This is a genomic window from Flavobacterium sp. FlaQc-57, from assembly GCF_044007395.1.
Lineage (GTDB): Bacteria > Bacteroidota > Bacteroidia > Flavobacteriales > Flavobacteriaceae > Flavobacterium.
Map to the genome: position 1 here is coordinate 301,415 of NZ_JBIPDA010000005.1, position 12,410 is coordinate 313,824.

General features: G+C 33.4%; 12 protein-coding genes. 4 read left to right on the forward strand and 8 right to left on the reverse strand.

Features of this window, described 5'->3' with window-relative positions; all coding sequences use genetic code 11:
• Window positions 1–3 precede the first annotated feature (3 nt).
• The 3 genes from ACHRVZ_RS16810 to nirB all read right to left on the reverse strand — a co-directional run bounded on the left by ACHRVZ_RS16810 (window position 4) and on the right by nirB (window position 4,091).
• Complete coding sequence (locus tag ACHRVZ_RS16810) at window positions 4–588, reverse strand: DUF4202 domain-containing protein (protein ID WP_395424046.1); 585 nt, start codon at window positions 586–588, stop codon at window positions 4–6.
• Between the two features lie 253 nt (window positions 589–841).
• Window positions 842–1,219: a nitrite reductase small subunit NirD gene (gene nirD, locus ACHRVZ_RS16815; protein ID WP_395424047.1), complete on the reverse strand. Its 378-nt coding sequence runs from the start codon at window positions 1,217–1,219 to the stop codon at window positions 842–844.
• A gap of 358 nt (window positions 1,220–1,577) precedes the next feature.
• The gene (gene nirB / locus ACHRVZ_RS16820) at window positions 1,578–4,091 is read right to left on the reverse strand and encodes a nitrite reductase large subunit NirB (protein WP_395424048.1); all 2,514 of its coding nucleotides are present in this window, start codon (window positions 4,089–4,091) and stop codon (window positions 1,578–1,580) included.
• Between the two features lie 286 nt (window positions 4,092–4,377).
• On the opposite strand from nirB, the gene ACHRVZ_RS16825 reads away from it, so the two are divergent.
• Both ACHRVZ_RS16825 and ACHRVZ_RS16830 read left to right on the forward strand, forming a co-directional pair.
• Entirely contained in the window at window positions 4,378–5,142 is a 765-nt protein-coding gene (locus ACHRVZ_RS16825) for an META domain-containing protein (RefSeq protein ID WP_395424049.1), read from the forward strand.
• Window positions 5,143–5,253: 111 nt separating this feature from the next.
• Window positions 5,254–5,682, forward strand: a complete 429-nt coding sequence (locus tag ACHRVZ_RS16830) for an META domain-containing protein (RefSeq protein WP_395424050.1) — start codon at window positions 5,254–5,256, stop codon at window positions 5,680–5,682.
• 46 nt (window positions 5,683–5,728) lie between these two features.
• Here the strand turns inward: ACHRVZ_RS16830 and ACHRVZ_RS16835 are convergent, their stop codons facing one another.
• A complete protein-coding gene (locus ACHRVZ_RS16835; protein WP_395424051.1) occupies window positions 5,729–7,009 on the reverse strand; it encodes a DUF2130 domain-containing protein in 1,281 nt (426 codons plus the stop codon).
• Window positions 7,010–7,250: 241 nt separating this feature from the next.
• Window positions 7,251–8,135, reverse strand: a complete 885-nt coding sequence (locus ACHRVZ_RS16840) for a LysR family transcriptional regulator (RefSeq protein WP_395424052.1) — start codon at window positions 8,133–8,135, stop codon at window positions 7,251–7,253.
• Between the two features lie 251 nt (window positions 8,136–8,386).
• Between ACHRVZ_RS16840 and ACHRVZ_RS16845 the strand changes: the two genes are divergently transcribed.
• Window positions 8,387–9,094 carry a class I SAM-dependent methyltransferase gene (locus ACHRVZ_RS16845; protein ID WP_395424053.1) on the forward strand — a complete coding sequence of 236 codons (708 nt, stop codon included), beginning with the start codon at window positions 8,387–8,389 and terminating at the stop codon, window positions 9,092–9,094.
• A gap of 118 nt (window positions 9,095–9,212) precedes the next feature.
• Here the strand turns inward: ACHRVZ_RS16845 and ACHRVZ_RS16850 are convergent, their stop codons facing one another.
• The 3 genes from ACHRVZ_RS16850 to ACHRVZ_RS16860 form a co-directional block, all read right to left on the reverse strand.
• Entirely contained in the window at window positions 9,213–9,491 is a 279-nt protein-coding gene (locus ACHRVZ_RS16850) for a putative quinol monooxygenase (protein WP_395424054.1), read from the reverse strand.
• A gap of 2 nt (window positions 9,492–9,493) precedes the next feature.
• On the reverse strand, window positions 9,494–10,096 hold the full coding sequence (locus ACHRVZ_RS16855) for an NAD(P)H-dependent oxidoreductase (RefSeq protein WP_395424055.1): 603 nt from the start codon (window positions 10,094–10,096) through the stop codon (window positions 9,494–9,496).
• Between the two features lie 300 nt (window positions 10,097–10,396).
• Complete coding sequence (locus tag ACHRVZ_RS16860) at window positions 10,397–11,383, reverse strand: aldo/keto reductase (protein ID WP_395424056.1); 987 nt, start codon at window positions 11,381–11,383, stop codon at window positions 10,397–10,399.
• Between the two features lie 118 nt (window positions 11,384–11,501).
• Here ACHRVZ_RS16860 and ACHRVZ_RS16865 point away from each other — a divergent pair, with 118 nt between their 5' ends.
• Complete coding sequence (locus ACHRVZ_RS16865) at window positions 11,502–12,347, forward strand: AraC family transcriptional regulator (protein ID WP_395424057.1); 846 nt, start codon at window positions 11,502–11,504, stop codon at window positions 12,345–12,347.
• The last annotated feature ends 63 nt before the right edge of the window (window positions 12,348–12,410 follow it).

Here is a 12,410-nt window from a genome sequence, read left to right on the forward strand (position 1 = left end):
TAATTACAACCCTAAAGAAGCTTTTATCAAATTTAAATTTTCTTCAGAATAATTAATTTTTAAGGCTTCCTGATGTCCTTTTTCAGACATTTTATCCCAGGTTTTTTTGATGATGTTTTTTAGTTTTTCCTCATCGTGTTTGTGTACAAATGGATCTAAATAATATTCTAAGAATACAAGACAAATTACATCTTCAAGTAATTGAGTTTCGGCATCTTTTTTAAGTAATTTCTTTTCGATTAAAAAAGAAACTCTCGCAATAAATTCATGATTGTAACCTGCTTTTTCTAAAATTTCGGAAGCTAATTTGGCATGAAATTTTTTAAGATCTTCTCTCCATTTTAAATAACCAACACGATCCATAGGGTACGTTTCGCGCGCTACTTTCCATCGGCAAATATGTTGTGCTTTTGAGGCGATCTGAACTTCTTCTGAAGCATCCGGTTGAAATTGCATCAGTTTTTCATACATTCTGTTTGAATACAATAATTCCTTAGGATATTCTTTATTTTGGTCGATTTCGATATTTGGATCCTGAGCATTTTCGGCATCAATCCACGCGCTTGCTTTTTGAAAAGGTGTTGTCATTTTTTTGGAAGAATAATAGATTTCAAATATACGGAATTAAGTCTTTATGTGTGGTTTTTTCTAACACATAGAGACATAGATTTGTTTTGTGGGTTGAGGCGTTTCACTTGCATTAATTCACATAGTAATTGCAATAGTTTTGTCATTTCGAGGAACGAGAAATCACACTAGAAACTCCGTATAGAATATCGCCAATCTTTGTTGACTCCCGAGTGTGATTTCTCGTTCCTCGAAATGACAAGATTGCGCGTGCTTAATCTATGAATCCAACAAACACTTCGTCTTCAACGATTTTAATAGGATACGTTGCAATTTTATATTCTTCGCCATTTAAATTTGAACCATCAACCAAAGAGAATGTTTTTTTGTGCATTGGGCAGGCAATCTTCGGAATATCGTCCGTAGATCCTGTCATGCCTCTTGCCAGAACCATTTCCATTTTGTGCGGACAAGCATTTTGACAAGCATACCATTCGTTACGACGTGCAAAATTGAAAATGGCAATTTGTTTGTTTTTGTATTTGATGCATCCGCCACGATTGGTTGGAAAATCTTCTACTTTACCAGCTTTGAACCAAATTGTAGCATCGTTTGGATGTACTGTTTCGTATTGATTTAAAATTTCTTCCATTTTGATTTTATTTTAGTTCCTGTTCTTATCCCTCTTTTTACAATCAAGAAAGTTTGACGGCGCAGTAAAAAAGAGGGTAAGAGGACAGCAAACGTTAACGATATTTTTTTCTTTTTTTTGGAGCTTATTTTTTTCTCACGCAGATTTGGCAGATTAAGCAGATTTTTATTTTAATCTTTTTAATCCTTTAATCTGCAGCTTTAATTTTAAACACTTAGAAACATGGTTTTTTTTGTTTTTCATGAAAGAAAATTAAAAGAAACTAGTTGCGAACACATAGCTATCTATGTTTGTTAATGCAAGTGAAACACCTTTCTTAAGTTTAGTAATTCTATGTTTCTATGTGTTTAAAAAATTATTATGACCAAGCTTTTGGCATTTTTTGATCTCTTAACGGAACAAAAACAACATTATCATCTTTCTCTTCAGAGTTTACAAAATGGTTGAAACGTTTTAATAATCTTGGTTTTTCTAAAACTTGTTTCCATTCACATTCAAAAGTATTGACCAAAGTTTGCATTTCAGCTTCTAATGTTTCGCATATTCCTAAACTGTCTTCTATGATTACTTCTTTCAAATATTCTAAACCACCATCTAGTTTTTCTAACCAGGTTGCCGTTCTAATTAACGGACCAGCTGTACGTATGTAATACATTAAAAAGCGATCCAAATATTTGATGACTGTTTCTTTGTCAATTTTTTCAGCCAATAAAACAGCATGTTTAGGGTTTGCACCACCATTTCCGGCGATATATAAATTCCAACCGCCATCAACAGCAATTAATCCGAAATCTTTTCCTCTAGCTTCCGCGCATTCACGGATGCAAGCCGAAACACCGCCTTTTAATTTGTGTGGAGAACGAATTCCTTTGTATCTGTTTTCTAATTCGATTGCAAATCCCGCGCTGTCGTCCATTCCGTAACGGCACCAGGCATTTCCAACACAGCTTTTTACAGCACGAAGAGATTTTCCGTAAGCGTGACCACTTTCAAAACCATTATCGATTAAGATTTTCCAGATTTTTGGCAAATCACTCAAATGTGCTCCAAATAAATCAACTCTTTGAGCTCCTGTGATTTTGGTGTATAAATCGAATTGTTTGGCAACTTCTCCAATAACAATTAATTTCTCAGCCGTAATTTCACCTCCGGCAACTCTTGGAACAACAGAATAAGTTCCGTTTCGTTGAATGTTCGCCAAGAATCTGTCGTTAGTATCTTGGGTGGTAACATGTTTATTGGCTGTATCGTTGTAAATACTGGAGAAAATAGAAGCCACAACAGGTTTGCAAACTTCGCAACCATCGCCTTTACCATGATGATCGATTACTTCATAAAAATTCTCGTATTTATTGATTTTTACCAAATCGAATAATTCTTGCCTATTATATTGAAAATGTTCGCAGATAACATCTTTTACTTCTTTCCCTAGAGATTTTTGAGTCGCTTTTACCAAGTCTGAAACCATTGGTTTACAACCTCCACAACCAGAAGTCGCTTTAGTATGTTTTACAACATCTGAAAAATTAGAGCAGGTTTCGTCTAAAAGCGAACAGCAAATAGCGCCTTTTGTAACATTTTCGCAAGAACAGATTACTGCTGTATCCGGCAAATCTAAAACGCTTCCTAAACTTGAACCTTCAGAACCGTCTCTGGAACCTAAAATCAAATCTTCAGGATTTTTAGGCAATGCCATTGCATTACTGTAAATCTGAAAAAGAGAGTTATAATCGCTTGAATCTCCCACTAAAATCCCGCCCAATAAGGTTTTGGAATCTTTAGTAACGTTGATTCTTTTGTAAATACCGCTTAGTTTATTTTCGTAAATAATAGCAGTTACATTAGCATTTTCGATAAAAGGATCACCAAAACTCGCAACTTCAACACCAATTAATTTCAATTGTGTCGACATATCGATGGATTCTCTCATGGTTTTAGAACCATTTAAGATTTGCTCGGCAGCTACATCGGCCATTTCGTAACCGGGAGCAACGAGTCCGTAAATATTTTGGTTATAAAGTGCCACTTCGCCAATAGCAAAAATAGAAGGATCTGATGTCTGCATTTGATTGTTTACCACAACGCCACCTCGAACACCAACTTCAAGTCCTGAAACCCGAGCCAATTCGTCGCGAGGTTTAATTCCGGCAGATATAACCAACATGTCAACTTTTAACAATTCTTCATTGGCAAACATCATTCCCGTTATGCATGCTGCACCGTCGATATATTGTGTGGCTTTGTTAAGATGAATTCCAATATTTAATTCTTCAATTTTAGATTGCAGCATGTCGCTTCCGCCTTTGTCCAATTGCCTTGGCATCAAGCGTGGAGCAAATTCTACTACATGCGGATTCAATCCTAAATCACGAACTGCTTTTGCTGCTTCAAGACCTAATAATCCACCTCCTAAAACGGCGGCTTCTGTTGCACCTTTTTGTTTTATTTTTTTGGCGTAGGCCATAATTGCATCTAAGTCTTCGATGGTTCTGTAAACAAAAACACCTTCTTTTTCAACTCCATCGATTGGAGGAACAAATGCCGAAGATCCTGTTGCAAGAACTAAGTAGTCGTACTTATGAGTTTGTTCTAAGTGCGTATGAATTGTTTTTTCTTCTCTATTAATATCAGTAATTAATTCAGAAGTATTAAGAGTAATATTGTTTTCTAAGTACCATTCGCTTGTAGATAATGACAGATCATCAGCTGTTTTGCCTCCAAAATATTCACTTAAATGAACTCTGTCATAAGCACGTCTTGGTTCTTCGCCAAATACTGTAATCTGATACTTTTCTTGTCCTGATTTTGCGATGAATTTTTCGCAAAATTTATAACCAACCATGCCGTTTCCAACTACTATTACTCTAATCATGATTTTTTTAATTAAGTATTATTATGCAAATATAAGTATTTGTACTTATTAAAATACGTATTTTTGTAATTTTTTTAAGTAGATGTTTCCTTTTTTATACGTAGTTTGTTTTAATCTTTTAAGTAGCGCGGGTTCAAAGTGTTTTCTATTTTTAGTTTTTTTTTGTAAGTGTGTTATTTTTCTTAATTTTATAAGGCATTCGACCTAAAAAAATCATAAAAAATGAGGCTTCGTAATTTTTGGCTCAGTTTTTTCTAGTGGGAAGGCATAATAAAAAAGATATAATATGAAAAAAGTACTTTTACTATGTGTCTTAGCGGCTGTGACGTTAAGCTGCAAGTCAGTCGCAGTTAAAAATTCGAACATGAAAGAAACAACTTCTAAAACAACTTCAGATGAAGAAGATCTAACAGTTTATTTTAAGGCTACTGGAAATGAACCATTTTGGGGATTGAAAATAGGGAAGGACAAAACTGTTTTTACATCATTGATCGAAGGAATGGAGTCAGTTAGTTTTAAATCTGTAGAACCTATCAGAGCTATGGATGCCAATGTAAAGATGTATAAACTTGACAACGGAAAAACTTCTGCCACAATTACGATACAACAATTCGAATGTCAGGATTCTATGTCAGGCGAAAAATCACCTTATACAGTTAAGGTCGAAATTGATGGGAAAACTTTAAATGGTTGCGGAAAATACATTACAGATTACCGTTTACATGATATTTGGGTTTTGGAAGAATTGAACGGAAAGAAAATATCGATTGCTGATTTTCAAAAAGAACTGCCAAGAATTGAAATTTACGCAGCAGAAAACAGATTCATGGGATTTGGAGGTTGTAATTCTATTAACGGAAGCATCTTCTATGAGAAAGATTTATTGAGATTTACCAATGTAATCTCAACTCTTATGGCTTGTGCGCCTGGAAATAAAGAAGATGAATTTACAAAAGCACTTCAAAGTACTACAACATATTCTATTGGAAATAATAGATTAACACTTTCTAATCCTTCAGGAAAACTATTGGTTTTTAAGAAAGTAGATTAATTCTAGGATTAAAAATATGTCTTAATATGGTTTAAAAATGACTTATAGTTTCTCTTTATAGTGTAAAAGTTAAATAATTTTGAAAGCTAAAACTTACAAATTATAATTTACATGAAAAGGATTTTAATGTTATTTATTGCTGTGTCGTTGACTTACAGCTGCAAATCTACAAAAGACACTAATACTGGTACAGTTGAAAAATCAATTGAAAAGAAATTGCAACAAACCTGGATTTTAGAGAACTTAAATGGAAAAGTAGTTACTGAAAAGGATTTTTCAAGCTTTCCGAAAATTGAAATGTTATCGTCTACATTTTCAGGTTCGACAGGATGTAATGCTATTAAAGGAAATTTACTTTCGAAAGATGCAGGACAAATTCAGTTTTTAAATCTTACATCAGAAACTAAAAAGTGTGATGCAAAAAAAGAAGGCGAGTTTGTGCAGTTGTTAAGAACAACATCTGGTTATTCTATTGAGAATAATAAATTATTTCTTTCAAACCAGTTTGGATTGACTATGTCTTTCAAAAAAGGAAATTAAATAAAAAAGGCTTCGAAATCAATCGAAGCCTTTTTATTTTATTGAATTATTCCAATTCTTTAGGATCTTCTTGTTCGTCATCTTCAATAAAATCGAGTTCTAAAGCTCTAACAGTTTGAACAGCATTTCCGGCAATACCACGAATAGATCCGTACATTCCTAAAGTGTTGTGAACGACTTTTTCGATTTGTTTTTCACGTTGTTTCCAAATACGTTGCATTGCTCTTTTTTCAGAATCAAGATCACCTTGCATTTGAGTAAAACCTTCAACGATTCCTTCAATTTGCAAACGGAATTCGTTACTCGTTAAAAAATCATACAACATCGACATTTTATCGCCTTTGTTTTCCTGCGCCTGAACTGCGTGACTTACCTGAATTAATGATTGGCGTAAAACGGCACTTAAACCTTTAAACTCTTCATAAGTACAAATCCAGATTCCGTCGCGCATTCCCATTCGGTCCATTCCTGCAGGCATGACTTCGGTTACTAAAACTCCAATATTGGCTCTTTTAGTTCTAATATCATTTTTAAATTTCTCAATCCAAGCAGGTTGAAAAGCTTTTGTACGTTTACTTTCATAGTAAATAGAACCACAATTTTGCAATTCGCGAGTATTTACAATTTGCAAACAATCGGCTCCATTGGCACCTTTTTTAATTTCGTCGATAGTATCTAACGGGAAATTACTAGCCAGCCATTCTTCAATTGCTAATTCCATAACTTCACCTTGCAATTGCATAGAACCTTGTTCCTGCTTGCGTTTCATTTCTTCAATCAGCTTCTTTTGGTCGTCAGATTGTTTTTGGTACTCTTTGATTTTTAACTCGTTTTTTTCTTCTTCTTGTTTACGGATTTTATCACGTTCTAAAATCAAAGTGGCGTTGAGCTGTTTTTCGGCTTCAGCTTGAATAGCATCTTTCATCTCCAGTTTTTCACGCTGAAGTTTGGCAATTTCGCCTTCCATTTTATTCAATTCACGAAGTTTTTCTGATTTTTCAGAAAGCTCTTTTTCCATCAAAAGCAAACGATCTTTGTTTTCTTCGTTGAGTTTTGTTTTTAGTTTTTCGGTTATTTCTTTTTCGGCTACCTTTTTTTCGCGTTCTAACCGTTCAGCAAAAAGTTCATTTTCTTGTTTCTTTTTAGCTTCAAATTCGGTTTTAGCTTTTTCAAATTGCTCGTTTTTAAGTTCTAATTCTTTAGATTGAGCGTTGGCTTTTTGTTGAAATTCTTTACGAATACTATCTTCTAACTGATGTTTCAGTATGTCATTTACATCGATATTAGTTCCACAATTTGGACACTGAATTGAAGATTGCTCTGCCATTTTTATTGATTTTATTGAGTAGAATTATAATTTGCTAAGGTATTTAAAAGTTCTCTTTTTAGCGTGAAGTAAGGTGTGATAAATTGTAACGTTTTTTTTAGCCACGAATTTCCCGAATTTGCACTAATTTCTTTACACTTGTTATGGTGTGCAATTTAAATGCTTTTAGATTTTAATTTTTACGTATTTCCTTCATTTAAAAATAATTCGTGAAGATTTGTGAGATTCTTGGCTAACTTTTTTATTTTTTAGAAAAATGCAATAGAAAATCAACGGCAGCTCGAGTAATTTCGGAATCGTCTTCTTTTGACGTAATTAGTGAAACATCCGTAAATAAATTGACTTTTTTCAATTCGATAAAACCAATTTCTGAATCATGATTATTTTTAGCAATGTTGGATGGAACAATCGAAATTCCTAATCCATTTTTAACCAATTGTACAATTGAATTAATGTTGTTGGATTCATGAACAACTTTCGGCGTAAAACCATAAAATGCACAAAGTTCCAATAAAACTTCATGATAATGCGGTGCATAATCTTTGTTGAAAAACACAAAAGTTTCGTCTTTTAGATTCGGAACTTCTTTTTCAGAATTAATTTGAATTAAGTTCCTGTTATAAACTACTGAAAATCCGTCCTGAAACCACAATTGTGATTTTATTTTGGGAGATTTTACAGGTGATCGGATAATACCTAAATCTATTTTTCCTTGCTCTAAAGCGGAGATCTGTTTGGTTGTGGAGATTTCAAAAAGTTTAAAATTTACATATGGAAATTGCTCTTTCAGATGTTTTATTAATTCTGAGATAACAGATGAATAAATCGAACTGATGTATGCAATTCTGAATTCGCCGGAAATATTCTCTGCAATTTTTTTCGTTTTTGCCGTAATATGTTCCAGGTTCTGAAAAAGTACTCTTACTTCTTTCTCAAAATATTTTCCGGCTTCAGTTAATTCGACTTTTTTATTGTTTCTATTGAATAAACGCGCCTGAATTTCTTCTTCCAATTCGATGATTTGACGACTTAGCGGCGGTTGAGAAATGAAAAGTTTCTCAGCGGCTTTGGTAAAATTTAATTCTTCGGCTACAGCCAAAAAATATTTTAAGTGACGTAATTCCATGAATACCTATTAAGTATTAATAATTGCTAAAATAAGTATTTTTGAAGTATATATCAAAGTGCTAGTTTTGAAAAAAAAATGTTTCTCGCAGATTTGGCAGATTGAGCAGATTTATTTTCTGTTTGATTGTTTATTTTTTAGTCCCGAATTAGAAAGGTTACAATGATTTTTAATTTCATATTTAACGAAAATATTTAGCAAAAGATCTGCTCAATCTGCCAAATCTGCGGGAGACAAAAAAACAAAAAACTATGGAAAAATCAACGATTAAAGAGATTAAAGAAAGGTTTGATAAAGATGTCGAACGATTTTCGAATTTAGAAACGGGGCAAGTTGCTACAATAGATGCGACAATTTCTTTAGAATTAATTACGGAAGCATCGAAAAGAATTGTTCCAAATGCAATGAATGTTTTAGATATCGGTTGTGGAGCTGGAAATTACACTTTAAAAATGCTTTCGAAATTGCCAAATTTGAATTGCACTTTGGTCGATTTGAGTTTGCCAATGTTGGATAGAGCTTTTGAAAGAGTTTCAGTGGAAACGACCGGAAAAGTAGAAGTGAAGCAAGGCGATATTCGGGAAGTCGATTTGCAGGAAAATCATTTTGATATTATTTTGGCAGGAGCGGTTTTGCATCATTTGCGTGATGATGAGGACTGGGAAACAACTTTTACTAAAATTTTCAAATTATTAAAACCGGGCGGATGTTTTATGATTTCAGATTTGATTACACAGGATACTGAACTGTTGAATGAATATACCTGGCAGATATATGGCGAATATTTAGAGGGAATTGGAGGTGCTAAATATCGTCAGAATGTGTTTGATTATATTGAAAAAGAAGATACACCAAGATCGATGAATTATCAATTGGATTTAATGAAAAAAGTTGGATTTAAAAGCGTTGAAATTTTGCATAAAAACATGTGTTTCGGCGCTTTTGGAGGAATTAAATAATAAATTAGGTTGCCACGAATTTCACGAATTAGCACTAATTTTTTTCAATTTTAATTCGTGTTAATTCGTGAAATTGCTTCGCCTATTCCCTTCGGTCGGGTCGTGGCAAAAATAACTTTTATAGAATTTGTGTTGTTTTATAAACCTGAATTGGAGCTGATACCAAAGTTTCGCTTTTAGTAATAAAATCCTTTAGGTGAGATTGATTATTGTGAATATCTAAACCTTCCTGATCTTTCCATTCTTCCCAAATAATAAAAACATTTTCAGCATTGTGAAGATCGTAACGCACACATGCAGCTTCTTTTCTTGTTTCGGTAACCAAATGGTTCAGCAAGTTTTTGATCTGTTCTATGTTTTCTTTTTTACTTTTTAAGATTGCTGTAATTGAAATCATAATTATAGAGTTTTAAAAATTTGTTCTAAATGTTTGGTGTATTCATACTTAAAGATACTAATATTTTCTGCAGTAGCACCTTTTTCGACATCATGAAAATGGAATCCGTCTAGTTTTTCCATTCCTGTGAATTTGTTCATTTTATGAAAACCAAACATTACTCCGTCGTCTACAGATGTTTGTTCGAAAAATTCTCCTGGAAGTGTAAAAGCGGTTGCGGGCGCATTCCAGCTTGTGGTTAACATGTATTTGCGTCCGTGTAAAAGTCCGCCAGTTCCGTAATTAATGTCCGGATTTGTTCTTGTTCTTCCGTCGCTTCTATAAATTCCTTTGTTGTGACCAGCAGTAAAAACATCATCTATGTATTTTTTGAAAAGATTGGGTAATTGAAACCACCAAATTGGCGTGTGATAAATAACCAAATCTGCCCAAACGAATTTTTCGACTTCTTTATCCAGGTCAATTTCTTCTTTTATGCTGGTTGTTTTTATTTCGTAATTTTTACTTTTTAAGTATTCGATTGTCCAATCTGTAACGGTTTGATTGAATCTTCCACCTGAATGTGCGAAATTTTGTCCGCCGTTGATAATAAATATTTTCTTCATTTTACTTTTGTGTTCTTGTGAAATCGTGATGTGTGAGGGATAGTAGTGAAAATCCTTTTTTATAAATTTTTTCTATTTATAAAAAAGATTGTAACGAATAGCCCGACCCGGAGGGGCACACCCAAATTCTTATTATTTAGTTTTTGAGATTTTTTTTAAACACATAGAGACATAGATTTTTCTTTTCTAAAAAAGGGAATGGAAAGAAACTAGTTTCTCGCACATATCTATGTTTGTTTAAACAAGTGAAACGCCTTATTAAGGTTTCTAAGACTATGTTTCTATGTGTTTAAAAATTTTTTAGTTCAATTTTGAAATGGCTTCGTTAATGAAAGCTAATTCTGAAATTGATAAATCGAAATCCATTGTTTTTGCGTTTGAAATGGCTTGCTCAGCATTTCTAGCTCCGGCTAAAACAATTGTGATTCCTTTTTGTAAAGTCGTCCAGCGTAAAACCAATTGTGAAATCGAAATGTGTTTTGCGTTTGCCAGAGAACTTAATTCTTCGACTAAAGTTTTTACTTTTGGAAGGTCGAATTGTCCAAAATAACCATTTCTGTGATCGTTGTCTTTTAGTTTGCTGTCTGTGAAGTATTTTCCAGTTAGTAAACCTCTTTCCATTGGACTGTAAGCTATGATTCCGATATTTTCTTCAACTGTAAATGGAATTAGATCGGTTTCAATTTTACGGTTTAGCATGCTGTAAGCGACCTGATTTGAAGCAATTTGAATTGTTTTTTGTGCTTCTTGAATTTGTGGAATGCTATAATTACTTACTCCAAAAGCTCTGATTTTTCCTTGTTGAATTAAAGTTTCAACGGCCTCCATTGTTTCCGAAATTGGAGTGGTAGAATCTGGCCAGTGAATTTGTAATAAGTCGATATAATCAGTTCTAAGACGTTTTAAGCTTTCTTCGATTTCTTTAATTACACTTTCTTTTGATGAATATTTATAGACTGGAACTTTTTTACCGTTGTCATCAGCATCAAAAAAGAAATCTCCTTTTCCGTTGTTGCTTCCGTCCCAAACTAAACCAAATTTAGTTAGCAATTGTACTTTTGAACGATCTTGCGATTTTAATGCTTCGCCAATCATTTCTTCGCTTAAACCAAATCCGTAAAATGGAGCGGTGTCGATTGTGGTTACTCCGTTATCTATTGAAGCGTGTATAGAATCGATTGAGTCTTTTTTTTCATTTCCTCCCCACATGTTTCCGCCAATAGCGAATGCACCGTATGTAATGGCTGATAATTCAAGTTCGGTATTGCCTAATTTTCTATATTCCATGATCTTATATTTTATTGCTTAAAAATTGTTTGACAAAATTATACCATTTTTAAGAGTGTTAAATGGTATATATTTGTGTTTTTTATGTAAATTTGTAGCCGAATTAATAAACTGCATTATGAAAAAAGAAAATTTATACGAGCCTTTTACGGTTTCTTTTGAAACTCTGGATGAATATCCGGATGTTGGAGATCGTCATAATTTCTTTGAATTGGTGTATATTTTAGAGGGGGCAGGTTCGCAATGTATCAACAAAAATATTTTTGAATATGATGCGGGACATATGTTTTTATTAACGCCTGAAGATTGTCATAACTTTACGATTGAGACCAAAACGAAGTTTTTCTTTTTGAGATTCAATGATATTTATTTGAAGAATTCTAGTTTGCAGAATGAGAATATTCAGCGTTTAGAGTATATTTTGCAGAATGCGAATCATCAGCCGGGTTGTATTTTAAAGAATGATTCTGATAAGTGTTTGGTTAAAGTAATGATTGAAGCAATTTGTCGCGAACATCAGGATAAAGATGTTTATAATCAGGAATTGATTCAGCAATTGGTAAATACCTTGATTATTATAGTTGCCAGAAATATTGCGAAGTATTTACCAGAGCAGGTAAATATTGGTTGTGAGGCCAAAGCAATGGATATTCTGCAATATATTCAGAACAATATTTATTACCCTGAAAAGATAAAAGCAGAATCGATTAGTGATTATTTTGGAATTTCGAATACGTATTTAGGACGTTATTTCAAGAAACACGCCAATGAAACCATGCAGCAATATATCAGTAATTACAAAACGAAATTAATTGAACATCGTTTGCAATTCAGTGATAAACGAATTAATGAAATTGCTTATGAGTTTGGTTTTACTGATGAAAGTCACTTTAATAAATTTTTCAAGAAACAGAGAGGGAATAGTCCTTCGGAGTTTAGGAAAACGATTCGGATTAGTGCGTGATAGGGCGCGCAGATGACGCAGATTCGCAGGCGAAAATCCGGATTATCGCGGAATTTTTTTGCC